Annotated in this window: 15 protein-coding genes and 1 tRNA gene; 9 read left to right on the top strand and 7 right to left on the bottom strand. The window is 62.7% G+C overall.

From position 1 onward, the window contains the following. Window positions 1-10: 10 nt before the first annotated feature. The 5 genes from coaE to AC8GDA_RS08680 all read right to left on the bottom strand — a co-directional run bounded on the left by coaE (window position 11) and on the right by AC8GDA_RS08680 (window position 3794). Entirely contained in the window at window positions 11-643 is a 633-nt protein-coding gene (coaE, locus tag AC8GDA_RS08700) for a dephospho-CoA kinase (RefSeq protein ID WP_506556137.1), read from the bottom strand. After that, on the bottom strand, window positions 643-1335 hold the full coding sequence (locus AC8GDA_RS08695; protein ID WP_506556136.1) for a prepilin peptidase: 693 nt from the start codon (window positions 1333-1335) through the stop codon (window positions 643-645). The genes coaE and AC8GDA_RS08695 overlap by 1 nt, the downstream gene beginning before the upstream one ends. Next, window positions 1328-2629 carry an HlyC/CorC family transporter gene (locus tag AC8GDA_RS08690; RefSeq protein ID WP_506556135.1) on the bottom strand — a complete coding sequence of 434 codons (1302 nt, stop codon included), beginning with the start codon at window positions 2627-2629 and terminating at the stop codon, window positions 1328-1330. The genes AC8GDA_RS08695 and AC8GDA_RS08690 overlap by 8 nt, the downstream gene beginning before the upstream one ends. Before the next feature lie 36 nt (window positions 2630-2665). Continuing rightward, window positions 2666-2742: transfer RNA gene (locus AC8GDA_RS08685), tRNA-Pro, on the bottom strand. Window positions 2743-2759: 17 nt separating this feature from the next. Continuing rightward, window positions 2760-3794: a polyprenyl synthetase family protein gene (locus AC8GDA_RS08680; protein ID WP_506556134.1), complete on the bottom strand. Its 1035-nt coding sequence runs from the start codon at window positions 3792-3794 to the stop codon at window positions 2760-2762. A gap of 95 nt (window positions 3795-3889) precedes the next feature. Between AC8GDA_RS08680 and rplU the strand changes: the two genes are divergently transcribed. The 4 genes from rplU to proB are packed head-to-tail and all read left to right on the top strand — an operon-like array spanning window position 3890 to window position 6785. Beyond that, window positions 3890-4222: a 50S ribosomal protein L21 gene (gene rplU / locus AC8GDA_RS08675; protein WP_506556133.1), complete on the top strand. Its 333-nt coding sequence runs from the start codon at window positions 3890-3892 to the stop codon at window positions 4220-4222. 20 nt (window positions 4223-4242) lie between these two features. Next, on the top strand, window positions 4243-4500 hold the full coding sequence (gene rpmA / locus AC8GDA_RS08670) for a 50S ribosomal protein L27 (protein ID WP_506556132.1): 258 nt from the start codon (window positions 4243-4245) through the stop codon (window positions 4498-4500). Between the two features lie 48 nt (window positions 4501-4548). Next, on the top strand, window positions 4549-5643 hold the full coding sequence (gene obgE, locus AC8GDA_RS08665; RefSeq protein ID WP_506556131.1) for a GTPase ObgE: 1095 nt from the start codon (window positions 4549-4551) through the stop codon (window positions 5641-5643). After that, window positions 5643-6785: a glutamate 5-kinase gene (gene proB / locus AC8GDA_RS08660; RefSeq protein ID WP_506556130.1), complete on the top strand. Its 1143-nt coding sequence runs from the start codon at window positions 5643-5645 to the stop codon at window positions 6783-6785. Before obgE ends, proB begins: the two co-directional genes overlap by 1 nt. Here proB and AC8GDA_RS08655 read toward each other — a convergent pair. Continuing rightward, window positions 6695-7246 (bottom strand): RNA pyrophosphohydrolase, encoded by a 552-nt coding sequence (locus AC8GDA_RS08655; RefSeq protein ID WP_506556129.1) that lies wholly within the window; start codon window positions 7244-7246, stop codon window positions 6695-6697. The genes proB and AC8GDA_RS08655 overlap by 91 nt on opposite strands. A 38-nt stretch (window positions 7247-7284) precedes the next feature. Between AC8GDA_RS08655 and AC8GDA_RS08650 the strand changes: the two genes are divergently transcribed. Next, a complete protein-coding gene (locus tag AC8GDA_RS08650; protein WP_506556128.1) occupies window positions 7285-9027 on the top strand; it encodes a proline--tRNA ligase in 1743 nt (580 codons plus the stop codon). A 38-nt stretch (window positions 9028-9065) separates the two neighbouring features. On the opposite strand, the gene ffh is transcribed toward AC8GDA_RS08650, so the two are convergent. Continuing rightward, on the bottom strand, window positions 9066-10460 hold the full coding sequence (gene ffh, locus AC8GDA_RS08645) for a signal recognition particle protein (protein ID WP_506556127.1): 1395 nt from the start codon (window positions 10458-10460) through the stop codon (window positions 9066-9068). A 35-nt stretch (window positions 10461-10495) separates the two neighbouring features. Between ffh and AC8GDA_RS08640 the strand changes: the two genes are divergently transcribed. The 4 genes from AC8GDA_RS08640 to AC8GDA_RS08625 all read left to right on the top strand — a co-directional run bounded on the left by AC8GDA_RS08640 (window position 10496) and on the right by AC8GDA_RS08625 (window position 15314). Then, the gene (locus AC8GDA_RS08640; RefSeq protein WP_506556126.1) at window positions 10496-11302 is read left to right on the top strand and encodes a cytochrome C assembly family protein; all 807 of its coding nucleotides are present in this window, start codon (window positions 10496-10498) and stop codon (window positions 11300-11302) included. Next, window positions 11302-11529 (top strand): PP0621 family protein, encoded by a 228-nt coding sequence (locus tag AC8GDA_RS08635; protein ID WP_506556125.1) that lies wholly within the window; start codon window positions 11302-11304, stop codon window positions 11527-11529. The genes AC8GDA_RS08640 and AC8GDA_RS08635 overlap by 1 nt, the downstream gene beginning before the upstream one ends. Beyond that, the gene (ampD, locus tag AC8GDA_RS08630; RefSeq protein ID WP_506556124.1) at window positions 11516-12124 is read left to right on the top strand and encodes a 1,6-anhydro-N-acetylmuramyl-L-alanine amidase AmpD; all 609 of its coding nucleotides are present in this window, start codon (window positions 11516-11518) and stop codon (window positions 12122-12124) included. The genes AC8GDA_RS08635 and ampD overlap by 14 nt, the downstream gene beginning before the upstream one ends. 232 nt (window positions 12125-12356) lie before the next feature. Continuing rightward, window positions 12357-15314, top strand: coding sequence for a ribonucleoside-diphosphate reductase subunit alpha (locus AC8GDA_RS08625; RefSeq protein ID WP_506556123.1), 2958 nt, complete (start codon window positions 12357-12359; stop codon window positions 15312-15314). The last annotated feature ends 229 nt before the right edge of the window (window positions 15315-15543 follow it).

Genomic DNA, 15543 nt, shown 5'->3' with positions numbered 1-15543 from the left:
ATGTCTGATCTCAGCTGGAATGGACCGTTGCATCGTCTTTGAGCTGGGCATGGAGGGCGACCACGCGCTGGTCGAGCGCGGCCGGGATGCCATCATTGTGAAGGATGTGGTCGGCTCCTGCAGCCCGGGTCTGGTCATCAGACTGGCGCTGGAGAATGCCCTCGAGGACATCCGTGGGCATGGGCGAGCGGCGGTCGAGCCGATCCAGCCTTGCCTGCAGTGGTGCGATGATGGTCACGATTCGCCAGACCCAGTCTGGGCGTTGGAATCCGTGAATCTCAAACCAGAGCGGCACCACGTACACCAGATAAGGCGCCCTGCAGGACTGGAAGAACGCCTGGGCACGTGCTTGAACTTTGGGGTGGAGGATGGCCTCCAGGGCTTGTCGCGCTTGGGGTTCCCTGAAAACGAGGTCTCGCATGACGGCACGGTTCAGGCTTCCATCCGGGCAGGCCACCTCGGGCCCCCAGCGCGAGATGATCTCGGCCATGGCCTCTCCGTGGCTTGCTGTGAGTTGGCGAGAGATGTCGTCTGCGTCGAGGCAGGCCACACCGAGCCGCTCAAAGCTGGTCATGGCCATCGACTTTCCGGCGCCAATCCCGCCGGTGAGCACCACGACTCGGGCGGGAGCGGCTTTGATCATTATGTGAGCAGTGGGGTGAGCAGCCCGCCGATGCAGAGCGCCGGGCCGAAGGGCAGTTGGGTTTGGCCCGACCACTTCTGCCGCCAGAGGCCCCAGGCCACCAGCGGCAGCATCAGCAGGGCCCCGAGGCCCAGGGCGGCGAAGGGTGCCAGGGGTCCGAGCCAGGCACCCAGGGCAGCCAGGAGTGCAAGGTCTCCACGGCCCATCGCGGCATCTTGGGATGCGCGCCGAGGCCAGGCCCACATGATGAATGCCACCAGGCCCGCGCCAAGCAGTGCGCCCGTGATTGAGGCCTCGGGCGTCGTGGGCCAGTTTGGGAGCAGGCTGACCGCCAGGCCCACGCCCAGCAGCCCCCATGTGATGCGGTTGGGCAGCAACTGGGTGAGGAGGTCGATTCGGGAGGCTGCCATGAGGCCGCTGACCAAGAGGGTCAGGGACAAGGCCATGGACAGCGGTGCGGCGGTGGGCAGGCTCACCGAGAGCAGACCGATCAGCAGTCCGACCACCGTGGCCAGCACCGCCCAGCCAGCGCTGAGTTGCGAGGCGGATTGGCCCTGGCCCGGCGACACCCAGCGCACGAGTTCTGCCCGACTCCAACGAAGCCACAAGCCCAGCATCACGGGCATGAGGGCGGCCATCAGCAGGGGCGTGCCAATCGTGGCCATGCCGCTCGGTGTTGACCACTCATTCATGGTCGGACTCGGGGTCGGGCTGGGTGCTGGCCAATGGCCGGTGGAGCAGGACGCGTCGAATCATGCGGTCTTGAATTTGAACAATTTCCAACGGCGTGTTGCCGATCTTCAGGCCCAGGTTGGCCTCGGGGATGTCTTGCAACTGCTCAAGGATCAGGCCGTTGATGGTCTTGGGGCCATCGACTGGCAGGCTGAGGTCGAGCCGCCGATTGATGTCCCGCACGAGGCTCGCGCCCTCCACGACGGCGGTGCCGTCTGAGGACCACTGCAGTGATTTTGCCTGTCGTTGAGGGTCCTGGCCGGAGAATTCGCCCACCAGTTCCTCGATGATGTCCTGCAGGGTGAGCAGCCCCTCGACCTCCCCGTATTCATCCACCACCAGGGCGAGCTGCTGACGGTTGCTTTGAAAGTGGGTCAGCTGGGAGAAGAGCTTGCTGCCCGACGGAATGAAATAGGCGGGCGTGAGGGCCTCGATGAGCCGCTCCTTGCTGAAGTCGTCGTGGGCCAGCATGGTGAGGGCCTTGCGGACGTGGAGGATGCCTTCGATCTGATGGAGCTCGCCGCGGTAGACGGGCAGGTTGTTGTGAAAGCAGGTGGAGATCTGCTCGATCAGGGTGGCCTCGTCGTCTTCGAGGTCGAGCGCCTCGATTCGGCCCCTGGCCACCATGACGTCGTCCACACGCAGGTCTTCCAGGTCGAAGAGGTTGAGCAGGATGCTGCGGTGTTGGCTCGGAATGAAGGCCGCGCTCTCGAGCACCGCTGTTCGGAGCTCGTCGGTGGTCATGCCCTCGGAGCGGTTGCTGGGCGATGAGACTCGAAAGAGCCGCAAGAGGACGGAGATCAGGCCATTGAGAACCCAAACAAAAGGCCGAAGCAGGTAAATCACTGGAATCAGGCCATGGCTGCTGCCCATGGCTGCTGCCTCGGCCCGGTTCGCACCGATGGTCTTGGGCAGAATCTCCCCGAATATGATCAGCAATCCCGCCGCAATGGCGGTGGCCACGGCCAGGACCGAGTCTTCGTTGCCAAAGGTCTGGATGGCGGTGGCTGTGATCAGCGTGGTGAGTGCCGCATTGACGAGGTTGTTGCCCAAGAGAATGCTGGCGAGCAGTTGGTCTGTTCTGCCGAGCAGTCGAATGACCTGCTTGGCGCTGCGCCGACCCTGCGAGGCCAGGTGCCGCATCTTGTAACGATTCACCGCCATGAGGCTGGTCTCGGACATCGAAAAGAAGGCCGAAATCAGCAGAAGGACGACGATGGCGAGGGCCTGTGCCCAGAACGGGAGGTCGCTCAAGCGGTTGTTGATTCCTTATCAGCAATGCTTGCGGAGTGGTCGGGGTGAGAGGATTCGAACCTCCGACTCCTGCGTCCCGAACGCAGTACTCTACCAGGCTGAGCTACACCCCGACGGCGATTACAGGGAGTCAACCCTGGCGCTCAAGTACAAAGGAGGCCAAGTCTAGCAGGGATGTTTTCGCCTCGGAATCGGCCAAGGGGGCCAGGGCCTCGCGGGCTCGACGGCATTCCTGCTCGGCCACGTCCCTGGCGTAAAGAAGGGCGTCGGACGCCCGCACCCGACCAATCACGGCCTCGATGTCGGCCGACTCCGGCTGGATGATGGCCGCTCGAATCAGGGCCTGGTCGCTGGCGCTGCCGTTGGAGAGGAGCCGAATCAGTGGCAGGGTTGGCTTGCCCTCCCGAAGGTCGTCGCCCAACTGTTTGCCCATCTCCGTCTCATCGCCGCTGTAGTCCAGGATGTCGTCGGTGAGCTGAAAGGCCGTGCCGATGTGCCGACCGTAGGCTGCGAAGGCCTCGACCAGCGCCGCGGGCTCACCTGCCAGCACGGCTGGCAGGCTGGCGGAGGCCTCAAAGAGCTTGGCAGTCTTGAAGCGGATGACCTGCAGGTAACGGGCCTCATCGACGTCTGGGTCCTGGCAGTTCATCAGTTGCAAGACTTCGCCTTCGGCAATGACGTTGGTGGCCTCCGAGAGCACCGCCATGACGGGAAGTGAGTTTATGCTCACCATCATTTGGAAGGCCCGGGAATAGAGAAAGTCGCCCACCAGCACGCTTGCAGCGTTGCCGAAAATGGCATTGGCGGTCTGGCGACTGCGGCGCATGCCGGATTCATCGACCACGTCGTCGTGCAGCAGGGTGGCGGTATGAATAAACTCCACAATCACCGCCAGGTCGGCCACGGCGCTGGCCGGCAGGGTGACCATGCGGCCTTGGGCCTGCTGGTGAGCCTGCTGGTGGGCAAAAAGGGCGCGTGCGCTCAGGATGACCAGCACCGGCCGCATCCGCTTGCCGCCACCCTGAATGATGTACTGCGCCACCTGACGGACCAAGGGCACGTCGCTCTGCAGGCGGTTGGTGAGCACCCGATCGACCTCGGCCATGTCGGGGGCTAGGGTCTGCAGGATGGTTTGGTAGCGGTTGGGCTTTGTCGCGACTTGCATGCCGTACTGTACCAACCCCCGAATCGTCTTGCGTTTGCATTCCCCCTGCACTATCATGGTGGGCTTTTGATCGTCTATCCAGCAGGGGACCTACGATGTACGCAGTCATCAAAACCGGTGGAAAACAGTATCGGGTGAGCCCGGGCGATGTGCTCAGGGTGGAGACCTTGGTGGCCGAGCCAGGCCAAGAGGTTGTGCTCACCGATGTGCTGGCCATTGGCGCAGGCGAAGGCCTGCAGGTTGGAAGCCCCATGTTGGTTGGCGCAAGCGTGAAGGCCATGGTGAAGTCGCACGGCCGCGGTGAGAAAATTAGAATCTTCAAGCACCGTCGCCGCAAGCATTACGCCAAGACCCAAGGCCATCGCCAGAATTACACCGAGATCGAAATCCAGACGGTTGTGAAGCCCGACGGTTCCGTGGTCTCTTGATCCATTAGGAAGCAGACGACATGGCACAGAAAAAAGGCGGCGGCTCGACGCGAAATGGGCGCGACTCAGAGGCCAAACGGCTTGGTGTGAAGCGCTTTGGTGGCGAGTCGATCTCGGCCGGCAGCATCATTGTTCGCCAGCGGGGCACGCAGTTTCATCCTGGTGTGAATGTGGGCATGGGCAAAGACCACACCCTGTTTGCGCTGGTCGATGGCAAGGTGGCCTTTTCGGTTCGGGGCCCACTCAAGCGTTCCACCGTGAGCATCATCGCGGAATAAGCCGCTGGCGGCGCCTTTGGTGCCCGCCCTCCAGAGGATCGCAGGCCAATGAAGTTCATTGACGAGGCCGTGATCGAAGTTCACGCAGGCAAGGGTGGCAATGGTGTGGCCGCCTTTCGTCGTGAAAAATTCATCCCCAAGGGTGGTCCGAGCGGCGGCGATGGCGGCCGCGGTGGCTCCATCTTTGCCATCGCCGATCGGAACATCAACACCCTGATCGACTACCGCTACGCCAGGCTTCACCGCGCCAAAAACGGTGAACAGGGCCAGGGCTCCGACCGCTATGGGGCTGGCGCGGCCGACATTGTTCTGCGCATGCCGGTGGGAACCACGATTTTGGATGCCGAGACCGGCGAACTGCTCTGGGATCTCGCCCATCACGATCAGAAAATTCTGCTGGCCAAAGGCGGCCAGGGTGGCCTTGGAAACCTGCATTTCAAGTCCAGCATCAATCGGGCGCCGCGACAGTGCACGCCGGGTGAACTGGGTGAGGCTCGCCGCCTTCGGCTCGAGCTCAAGGTCTTGGCAGATGTTGGCCTGCTCGGCCTGCCCAACGCGGGCAAGTCCACCCTGGTGGCGGCGGCCTCCAATGCGCGTCCGAAGATTGCCGACTATCCATTCACCACGCTGCACCCCCAGTTGGGTCTCGTGCGAACCGATGAGGGCCGCAGCTTTGTCATGGCCGACATCCCTGGCCTCATTGAGGGTGCGGCCCAGGGGGCTGGCCTTGGGCATCAGTTTCTTCGGCACTTGCAGCGCACCCGCCTGCTGCTGCACCTTGTAGACCTCGCGCCGACCGAGGCCGAGGACACCGATGCGGCGGTGACGAGTCTGGCCCAGTCCATTCGCACCATCGTGGCAGAGCTGACTGCCTACGACCCGGCCATGCTCGACAAGCCCCGCTGGCTTGTGCTCAATAAGGCCGACATGCTCAGTGATACTGAACGTGATGCCCGTCTGTGCAAGCTGCAACGAAAGCTGCGCTGGAAGGGCCCCGTTCACATGGTCTCGGCCCTGACACGCGAGGGGCTGGCACCACTGCTCTATGCCGTTCAGGATGAGATCGACCGTCAGGCATTGCTGCAGCATGAGGCGCTTGTGAACGCCCAGGCCCAAGAAGGGTCGACACTGGAGGGGGCGTGATGCGCTCGTTACAACACATTGAGGAGGCCGGCTGCTGGGTCGTGAAACTGGGCTCGAGCCTCGTGACCAACCAGGGGCGCGGCGTCGATGCCAAGGCCATTGGCCAGTTCGCGGGCCAGCTTGCGGGCCTACGTCAGCAAGGACGCCGAGTGGTCGTCGTCTCCAGTGGTGCGATCGCGGAGGGCATGAAACGATTGGGATGGGCCAGCCGACCGCATGCCATCCACGACCTTCAGGCCGCTGCAGCCGTGGGCCAGATGGGGCTCGCGCAGGCCTATGAGGCTGGGTTTTCTGTTCATGGCATTCAAACAGCACAGGTGCTGCTGACCCACGAGGACATTGCCGATCGCAGGCGTTACCTCAACGCCAAGTCGACCCTCAGCACCCTGCTCGACCTGGGCATCGTGCCCATCGTCAACGAGAACGACACGGTGGTCACAGAAGAGATCAAGCTCGGTGACAACGACACGCTGGCCGCCATGGTCACCAACCTGCTCGAGGCAAACCTGCTGGTCATCCTCACCGACCAGCCCGGCCTGTTCACGGGCGACCCCAGGCGCGATCCGTCGGCCACGCTGCTGAGTGAAGTCTCCGCCAACGACCCAGGCATCGTGGCCATGGCTGGGGGCGCAGGCTCCAACATCGGAACGGGCGGCATGGCCACCAAGGTTCAGGCGGCTCGACGGGCCTCGCACAGTGGCGCTCATACGGTCATTGCCAGTGGCCATGAGCCCGATGTGCTGCTGCGCCTGGCCGCATTGGAGCCGATTGGATCCCTGCTGCTGGCCGATGTGCCGATGCGTTCAGCCCGTCAGCAGTGGCTGGCCGATCACCTGCAGCTTCGGGGCCATTTGTCACTGGATGCTGGCGCGACCGACGTGCTCCTGCGCGGCGGAAAATCGCTCCTGCCGGTTGGCGTGGTGTCGGTGGGCGGGCAGTTCGAGCGTGGTGATGTGGTGGCCTGCCTGGACCCGGAGGGCCGAGAGATCGCACGCGGCCTTGTGAACTACGCCGCCCACGAGGCCCGGCGCATCAAGGGGCTCCCCTCGTCTCAGATCGAGGCGGTCTTGGGCTTTGTGGAAGAGCCGGAGCTCATACACCGAGACAACCTGGTGCTGACCTCTTCTGGAGAGAAGAGGTAGCTGGCCAGTTCAGACATGGCCATCCAGTAGACATTGCGTTTGAACTCGATCACGGAATCGAGCGGCACAAAGAAATCGTGCCAGCACCAGGCATCGAATTCCGGCTTCTCGCTGCCAGACCGAAGTTCAATGTGGTGGTCTTCTCCGAGCATCTTGAGCAAGAACCAGATCTGCTTTTGGCCACGATAGAGGCCTCGCCACTCGCGTCGAACCCAGCGGTTGGGCACATCGTAGTGCAGCCAGTCTTGGGTGCGCGCAAGGATCTCGACATGCTCAGGCAGCAGGCCCGTCTCTTCCGTGAGTTCGCGATACATGGCCGCCACAGGGTCTTCTCCCTGCTTGATGCCGCCCTGCGGAAACTGCCAGGCCTGCTCGCGCACCCGTTTGCCCCAAAAGACCTCACGCTGGTCGTTGACCAGGATGATGCCAACGTTGGGGCGGTAACCATGTTCATCCAGCATAATCGCCCCATTATACGAAGCCCCACTCTGACAAGACCATGCGTGCCAGCCAATTTCACTTCCAGACCCTCAAAGAAGACCCTTCCGATGCAGAGGTTGCCAGTCATCGGCTGATGCTGCGAGCAGGCATGGTGCGCCGACTGGGTGCGGGCATTTACACGCAAATGCCCCTTGGGCTGCGTGTGGTTCGCAAGGTCGAGGCCATCATCCGCGAGGAGATGAATCGCGCAGGCGCCATTGAACTCTCCATGCCGATGGTCCAGCCGGCGGAACTCTGGCAGGAGACGGGCCGGTGGGACAAAATGGGCCCGGAGCTTCTGCGCCTGAAGGATCGTCACGGCCGCGACTTCGCCATGCAGCCGACCTCGGAAGAGGTTGTGACAGACATTGCTCGCCAAGAGATTCGCAGCTGGAAGCAACTGCCCAAGAACTTCTATCAGATTCAAACCAAGTTTCGTGACGAGCGCCGCCCCCGGTTCGGCGTCATGCGAGGCCGCGAATTCATCATGAAGGATGCCTATTCCTTCGACAAGGATGTGTCGGGGGCCGAGCGAAGCTACGACAACATGTTCGTCTGTTACGGACGCATCTTCGATCGTCTCGGTCTGGCCTATCGGGCTGTGGCGGCCGACACGGGTGCCATTGGGGGCTCCCGCTCCCATGAATTCCAGGTGATCGCAGACACGGGGGAGGATGCCATTGCCTTTTGCCCTGCGTCCGACTATGCCGCCAACATCGAACTTGCAGAGGCCGTCGCGCCTGCGGCTGCCAGGGGTCCCGCCATCGAATCCATGTCGGTTGTTGCAACCCCCGCCACCACGCGGTGCGAGGATGTGGCCGATCTGCTCGGACTCCCCCTTTCGCAGACCGTGAAGTCGATTGTGCTGGCCGTGGATGCAGATGCTGCGGCGGGTCGTGACCAGCAGATCTGGCTGCTGCTGCTTCGTGGAGATCACGAGATGAACGAGGTGAAGGTGAGTAAATTGCCGGGCCTCTCGGAGGGCTGGCGCTTTGCCTCGCCAGAAGAGATTCTCGGGGCCTTTGGCTCTCCGCCAGGCTTTCTGGGCCCGGTGGGCCTGTCCGCATCGGTGCAGGTGGTGGCCGATCGCACGGTGGCCCAGATGTCCAATTTCGTGGTGGGCGCAAACCAGCCCGATGCCCACCGACGGGGTGTGAACTGGGGCCGCGACCTGCCAGAGCCCGCGCGGGTGGCCGACATCCGAAATGTGTTGGCCGGTGATGCCTCGCCCGATGGCCAAGGCCGTCTCTCGATTCAAAGGGGCATCGAGGTGGGCCATGTCTTCTATCTGGGCACGAAGTACTCCGAGGCCATGCGGGCGAGCATGCTCGATGAGACGGGCAAGCCCTGCCTCATGGAAATGGGCTGCTATGGCATTGGGGTGACGCGCATTGTGGGTGCGGCCATTGAGCAGAACCATGACGACAAGGGCATCATCTGGCCTCGCGGCCTCGCCCCCTTCGAGGTGGTGATTTGCCTTGTGGGTGCGGCCAAGTCGGAGCTCGTCCGCGCCGCGGGGGAGCAGGCCTATGCGGGCCTTCTCGCCGCAGGCGTCGACGTGATGCTCGATGACCGTGATGAGCGCCCCGGCGCCATGTTTGCGGACTGGGAATTGATTGGGGTGCCGGTGCGGGTCACCCTGGGGGAACGCTCTCTGAAAGAGGGACGGCTGGAGTTGCTGCTGCGGCGTGGCATGGTGTCATCCGAGGCGAGCACCGAGAACCTGGTGGAGGCCGTCACGGCGCTGCTGGCCCAGGCTTAGTTGACACCACCGGCCCAGACTTGGGCTTGAGGGCCGCCTCAGCGCCCGAGGCCAGGAAATCCGCCGCCCATGCCCTTGAGGCCGCCCATGGCACGCATCATCTTGCCCAGGCCGCCCTTTTGCATTTTCTTCATCATGTCCTGCATCTGCTCGAACTGATTGAGCAGGCGGTTGACCTCCTGTACAGGCACACCGGAGCCGGCTGCGATGCGCCGCTTGCGACTGGCCTTGAGCACCTGTGGGTTGGCCCGTTCGGCCGGGGTCATGGCGTTGATGATGCCCTCCATGCGGCCCACAGACTTGTCGGCATGGGAGAGGTCTGCGGCCTTTGCGGCCTGCTGCATTTGGGCGGGCAGTTTGTCGACCAGGCTTGAGAGGCCGCCCATGGATTTCATCTGGCCAATCTGCAGCTTGAAATCGTTGAGGTCGAACCGGGCGCCAGACTTGAGCTTGGCCGCCATCTTCTCGGCCGACTGGAGGTCCATGGTCTGCTGTGCCTGCTCGACCAGGGCAAGGACATCGCCCATGCCAAGGATGCGCTGGGCAAAACGTTCGGGATCAAAGGCCTCCAGGCCATCGAGCTTTTCTGCCGTTCCCACGAACCGAACAGGGCAGCCTGTGATGGCCCGGACCGAGAGCACGGCGCCGCCCCGGGCATCGCCATCAACCTTGGTCAGCACAATGCCGGTGAGCGGGATGGTCTGTTTGAAGGCCTCTGCCGTGCGCACGGCGTCCTGACCCTGCATGGCATCGACCGTGAAGAGTGTCTCGATGGGGGCGAGGCTTCGGTGGAGTTCGGCGATCTCGGTCATCATCGCCTCGTCGATGGCCAGGCGGCCCGCGGTGTCGACCAGCAGAACATCGTGATAGTGGCGTCGGGCCCAGTCGGCCGCCGCCCGCGCGATGGCCACCGGGGACTGGCCTGGATCGCTGGGGAAGAAGTCGGCCCCAGCCTGCGCTGTGACGGTTCGCAGCTGCTCAATGGCCGCTGGCCGATAGATGTCGCAGGAGACGGTGAGCACCTTCTTCTTGTGCCGCGTGGTGAGCCATCGGGCCAGCTTGCCCACACTGGTGGTCTTGCCCGCACCCTGCAGGCCGGCCATGAGCACAATGGCGGGTGGCTGTTGGGCCAAGTTCAGGCCCGTGGGGCCAGCCGTGCTGGCCTTCTGGCCGGTCATGAGCTCGACCAACTCCCGATGAACCACGCCCACCAGCGCCTGCCCGGGGGTCAGGCTGTTGAGCACCTCCTGCCCGAGGGCCTTCTCGCGAACCGCCTGCACAAATCCTTTGACGACCGGCAGTGCAACGTCGGCCTCGAGCAGTGCGAGCCGCACCTCGCGCAGCATCTCGGAGGTGTTCGCCTCGGTCAGGCGGGCCTCTCCTTTGATGGTCTTGAGTGCGCGGGTGAGTCGGTTGGTGAGGCTTTCCAGCATGCGGGCTCCTGTGGGCCTGCGCTACACTCGGGCCCATGTCTGCCTCATTGTACGGAGTTGCGCCTTGGCTCGTGGCAGCGGGCTACGGCGCCCTTTTCTTGGCTGGCACGCAGCGGCCGGCGGCGCCATGGCGCCTCGGACGCCATGCCCTGGCAGGCTTCACCATTCTCTTGCAGGGCCTTGTGTTGCTGCCCGGCTGGTTCTCTGAAGGCGCAATTCAGTTTGGGTTTGCAGCCGCCGTGTCCTGGATGTTCTGGCTGGCCGTGATCCTGCTTTGGGTGGAGTCCTGGTTCCATCACCTGCCTCGGCTGGCCGTGTCGATTTTTCCGCTGGCCGCCATTGCGGTGCTGCTGCCGGGCTGGTTCCCTGGGGTCGTCCTGCTCGAGCATCCGTCCGTGCTGTTCCGGGGTCACATCCTCACGGCCATGCTGGCCTACAGTTGCTTTGCCATCGCCTCGGGCCATGCGCTTCTCATGCTGGCCCAGGAGAAGGCCCTGCACCGAGGTCAGCTGCAAGACGGCTGGTGGACAGAGATGCCGCCGTTGCTCGAGATGGACCAGACCCTGGCCCGCATCGCCATGGTGGGCATTGCCCTGCTGAGCCTCACCCTGCTCACCGGCATGGTGGTCAATTTAGATGCCGGCCTGCCCGCGCTGCGTTTTGACCACAAGACCCTCTTCACCCTGCTCACCTGGGTGATGGTCGGTGTCTTTCTGCTGGGCCGAGGCCGCATGGGCTGGCGGGGTCGTGTGGCGGCTCGGTTTGTGCTCGGAGGCTTTGCCATGCTGCTGCTGGCCTACGTGGGCAGCCGATTTGTGCTTGAAATTTTCATCGTGGCCTGATGTTCGGACGCATCCTTACGATCCTGGTCTTGGTGGGGATCGCGCTCTTCATGCTGCGCCTTGCGCTTGGCAAAAAGAAGCCCGCCCCACCCCCGCCCCCGCCAGAGCAGGTGCCTCCCCCGGCGTCCTTGGTCTCCTGCAAGCGGTGCGGCCTTCACCTGCCATCGGATGACGCGGTCTGGCACCTGGGCGAGCCGTATTGCGGGAAGGACCATGCAGGCCTTTGATGCCCTGGGGGCAGACGGCTGGATTGGCCCGGCACCATGCCTCGTCCACGCGCCATCGCCACACGCCGATGCGAGGCCTCTTGGGGCCAGCCTCGACCTGATCGTGGTGCATGGCATCAGCCTGCCCGAGGGTTGTTTCGAGGGCGACCACGTCACGGACCTCTTCTTGGGGCGGCTCGACTGCGCTGCGCACCCGAGCTTTGCCGCCTTGGAGGGCCTGAGGGTCTCGGCCCACTTTTTGGTTCGACGCGACGGCCTGGTGATTCAATATGTCTCTTGTCACGATCGGGCCTGGCATGCCGGCGTGTCCTCGTTCATGGGCCGCAGTGGCTGCAACGATTTTTCGATTGGCGTGGAACTGGAGGGCTGCGATGCACTGGCCTATGAGCCTGTTCAGCTTGAGCGGCTGGCCGAGCTCTGTCGGGTCATTCAACAGGCCCATCCCTCCTGCGTGAGCATCGCTGGCCACTCGGACATTGCACCGGGCCGCAAGACAGACCCCGGCCCTCGCTTCGACTGGGATCACCTGCATCAATTGTTGCGTTTGTGCAAGACACCGCTGCATCGGCAGCCACCGCCACACTTTTTTTCCTGATGTCTTGATCGAGCCTGGGCGGGGGGTCAGCGGGCGAAACATCCCGTGAGCGCCCGAAAAACCTCGGCGAAAAAAAATCTAGTGAGACGTCGCGGGCCTTCTCACCGGTAATCGTGGAAAACAAGGGATTTCCCCTGTGATTCGCCTTGCCCCTCATCCGCTTGGACTACTAGAATTAGTACTCAAACAGCTATTTTTTTACTACCTGTAGTGTTCTAGGGAGGAACGACCCATGCAGCGGGGAATTGAATCAGCCACATTGGCCACACGGCAAGAAGCGTCGGCATCCATGATGGTGGGAGCGCCGTCGCCAGCCGTTTTGTCTGCTGCAGCCACCCTCCAAGACATCAAGGTGGTTCGTCGCAACGGTGCCGTGGTTCGGTTTGAGGCTCCCAAGATCAGCGTGGCCCTCACCAAGGCGTTTCTTGCGGTCCAGGGCGGCCAGGGTGCCGCCAGTGCCCGTGTTCGCGAGATCACTGAATCCCTGACGGAGCAGGTGGCTGCGGCCCTGATGCGCCGTCTGCCGGCCGGCGGGGTCATCCACATCGAGGACATCCAAGACCAGGTCGAGCTCGCCCTGATGCGCTCCGGCGAGCATGAGGTGGCCAGGGCCTATGTGCTCTACCGAGAGCGTCGCGCCCAGGAGCGGGCTGCGAACATGAAGCTTGAGCCAGCCCAGCCCAGCCATGGCCTTCGCATGCTCGTTGATGGCCGCAAGGTCCCGCTCGATGAGGCCTGGCTGGCCTCGATGGTGTCGGCGGCCTGCCTGGGGCTTGAGGCCCATGTTCAGGTTCAGGATGTCCTTCAAGACACCCTCAAAAACCTCTACGACGGTGTGCCCGTGGAGGAGGTTGAAAAGTCAGCCATTCTGGCCGCCCGTGCCCTCATCGAAAAGGATCCCGCCTATGCCAAAGTCAGTGCCCGCCTGCTTCTGCACACCGTTCGCAAGGAGGTCCTGCAGGCCGACGTCACACCGGCTGAGGTGGCGGCGCGCACGCGCGAGTACTTCCCCCGATTCATCAAGAAGGGTGTCGAGATTGGGCTACTGAACGAGGACATGTCCCGGTTCGACCTGGGCCGACTCGCGGATGCCCTGCAGCCTGAGCGCGACCTGCAGTTCGACTACCTCGGCCTGCAGACCCTCTACGACCGCTACTTCCTCATCGACCGCAACGACCCCTTTACCGGGGAGGGCCGTCGAATCGAACTGCCGCAGGTTTTCTTCATGCGGGTGGCCATGGGACTGGCCCTCAATGAGCTCGACCGCGAGGGCAAGGCGATTGCCTTCTACGACCTGCTCTCGAGCTTCGACTTCATGAGCTCCACCCCCACCCTGTTCAACAGTGGAACCACGCACTCACAACTGTCGTCCTGCTACCTCACCACCGTGGGCGATGACCTCGACGACATCTATGAGGCCATCAAGGAGAACGCCTTGCTGGCCAAGTATGCCGGGGGGCTCGGCAACGACTGGACTCCCGTTCGTGCCTTGGGCAGCCACATCAAAGGAACCAACGGCAAGAGCCAGGGCGTGGTTCCGTTTCTCAAGGTGGTCAACGACACGGCCGTGGCCGTGAACCAGGGCGGCAAGCGAAAAGGGGCGGTCTGCACCTACCTGGAGACCTGGCACATGGACATCGAGGAGTTCCTCGAGCTTCGGAAGAACACCGGAGACGACCGCCGCCGCACCCATGACATGAACACCGCCAACTGGATTCCAGACCTCTTCATGAAGCGGGTGATGGAAAACGGCAACTGGACGCTCTTCTCGCCTTCCGATGTGCCAGACCTGCACGACATGTATGGTCAGGCCTTCGAGGAGGCTTATGGGGCCTACGAGGAAAAGGCTGCCCGTGGCGAGATTCGTCTCTTCAAGACGGTTCAGGCCACCACCCTCTGGCGCAAGATGCTCACCATGCTCTTTGAGACCGGGCACCCCTGGATCACCTTCAAAGACCCCTGCAACATTCGTAGCCCGCAGCAGCATGTCGGGGTGGTGCACAGCTCCAACCTCTGCACCGAGATCACGCTCAACACCAATGAGTCCGAGATCGCCGTCTGTAACCTGGGCTCGGTCAATCTGGTTCAGCACCTGCGGCCGTCTGCCAACGGAGGCCTGGAGTTCGACACCGACAAGCTCAAGAAGACGGTGTCTGTGGCCATGCGGATGCTCGACAACGTCATCGACATCAATTACTACGCGGTGGCCAAGGCCCGGGCGTCCAACGTCCGTCACCGTCCGGTGGGCCTCGGCATCATGGGCTTTCAGGAGGCCCTGCATGCCATGCGCATTCCATATGGCTCCCAGGCTGCAGTGGAGTTTGCAGACTCCTCCATGGAGGCCGTCTGCTACCAGGCTTATTGGGCCTCGACCGACCTCGCCCAGGAGCGCGGTGCCTATTCGAGTTTCAAGGGCTCTCTCTGGGACCGAGGCATCCTTCCCCTCGACTCCCTGGACCTCCTGGCCAAGGAGCGGGGTGGCTATCTCGAGGCTGATCGTTCCGCCCGTCTGGATTGGTCTGCCCTTCGAGACCGCATCAAGGCTCACGGCATGCGCAACTCCAATTGCGTGGCCATCGCCCCCACGGCCACCATCTCGAACATCGTGGGCATCTCGGCCTCCATTGAGCCCACCTATCAAAACCTCTACGTGAAATCGAACCTTTCGGGCGAGTTCACGGTGGTCAATGAGGCCATGGTTCGTGATCTGAAAGAGTTGGGGCTCTGGGACGAGGTGATGGTCTCCGACCTCAAGTACTTTGACGGCAGCCTCTCCAAGATCGACCGCATTCCCGCCGAGGTTCGGGCCCTCTATGCCACCGCCTTCGAGGTGGACACCAGTTGGATGGTCGAGTGCGCAGCCCGTCGTCAGAAATGGATCGACCAGGCGCAGTCACTCAACATTTATATGGCCGGGGCATCGGGCAAGCGGCTGGACGAGACCTACAAGCTCGCCTGGCTGCGTGGCCTGAAGACAACCTACTACCTCCGCACCATGGGTGCGACCCATGCGGAGAAGTCCACCCTCAACACGGGGCAGCTCAACGCAGTGCCGGTCTCGGGTGGCATGCAGGGCGGCGCTTCAGCACTCACGGCTGCAGCAAATCCAATCTCCACGGGTGGGGCTGTGATTGGTTCCGATGTGAAGTTTTGTTCCATCGACAACCCGGATTGCGAGGCCTGCCAGTAGTGAGGGCAGGTGTTGCATCCATACGAAATTTTTTTATAAGAAAGCAAGAAAACAATTGCAGAGTTTTCTTGCTTCCATCATGATTCGGTCTGTGTTCATTGACCGAATCTCACTGACCTAATGAAGAAAGTGAGATCGATATGCTGAACTGGGAAGACACCACCACGACGACCATCGCGCCCAAAGCGCTCCCCTCGGTGACAGAGCCACTGTCGCGGGGTCCCGTTCC

It is taken from the genome of Hahnella aquatica (SeqCode), assembly GCF_965194505.1.
Lineage (GTDB): Bacteria > Pseudomonadota > Gammaproteobacteria > Burkholderiales > Burkholderiaceae_A > Hahnella > Hahnella aquatica.
The sequence above is the reverse complement of the archived record's forward strand: the minus strand, read 5'-3'. Positions and strand labels throughout refer to the sequence as shown.

Bases quoted from the DNA above. Each gene is read 5' to 3' on its own strand.
- AC8GDA_RS08655 (WP_506556129.1), bottom strand. From the start codon at position 7,246: ATGCTGGATGAACATGGTTACCGCCCCAACGTTGGCATCATCCTGGTC.
- rplU (WP_506556133.1), top strand. From the start codon at position 3,890: ATGTACGCAGTCATCAAAACCGGTGGAAAACAGTATCGGGTGAGCCCG.
- obgE (WP_506556131.1), top strand. From the start codon at position 4,549: ATGAAGTTCATTGACGAGGCCGTGATCGAAGTTCACGCAGGCAAGGGT.
- proB (WP_506556130.1), top strand. From the start codon at position 5,643: ATGCGCTCGTTACAACACATTGAGGAGGCCGGCTGCTGGGTCGTGAAA.
- AC8GDA_RS08680 (WP_506556134.1), bottom strand. From the start codon at position 3,794: ATGCAAGTCGCGACAAAGCCCAACCGCTACCAAACCATCCTGCAGACC.
- AC8GDA_RS08635 (WP_506556125.1), top strand. From the start codon at position 11,302: ATGTTCGGACGCATCCTTACGATCCTGGTCTTGGTGGGGATCGCGCTC.
- AC8GDA_RS08695 (WP_506556136.1), bottom strand. From the start codon at position 1,335: ATGAATGAGTGGTCAACACCGAGCGGCATGGCCACGATTGGCACGCCC.
- rpmA (WP_506556132.1), top strand. From the start codon at position 4,243: ATGGCACAGAAAAAAGGCGGCGGCTCGACGCGAAATGGGCGCGACTCA.
- AC8GDA_RS08650 (WP_506556128.1), top strand. From the start codon at position 7,285: ATGCGTGCCAGCCAATTTCACTTCCAGACCCTCAAAGAAGACCCTTCC.
- AC8GDA_RS08625 (WP_506556123.1), top strand. From the start codon at position 12,357: ATGCAGCGGGGAATTGAATCAGCCACATTGGCCACACGGCAAGAAGCG.
- ampD (WP_506556124.1), top strand. From the start codon at position 11,516: ATGCAGGCCTTTGATGCCCTGGGGGCAGACGGCTGGATTGGCCCGGCA.
- ffh (WP_506556127.1), bottom strand. From the start codon at position 10,460: ATGCTGGAAAGCCTCACCAACCGACTCACCCGCGCACTCAAGACCATC.
- AC8GDA_RS08640 (WP_506556126.1), top strand. From the start codon at position 10,496: ATGTCTGCCTCATTGTACGGAGTTGCGCCTTGGCTCGTGGCAGCGGGC.
- coaE (WP_506556137.1), bottom strand. From the start codon at position 643: ATGATCAAAGCCGCTCCCGCCCGAGTCGTGGTGCTCACCGGCGGGATT.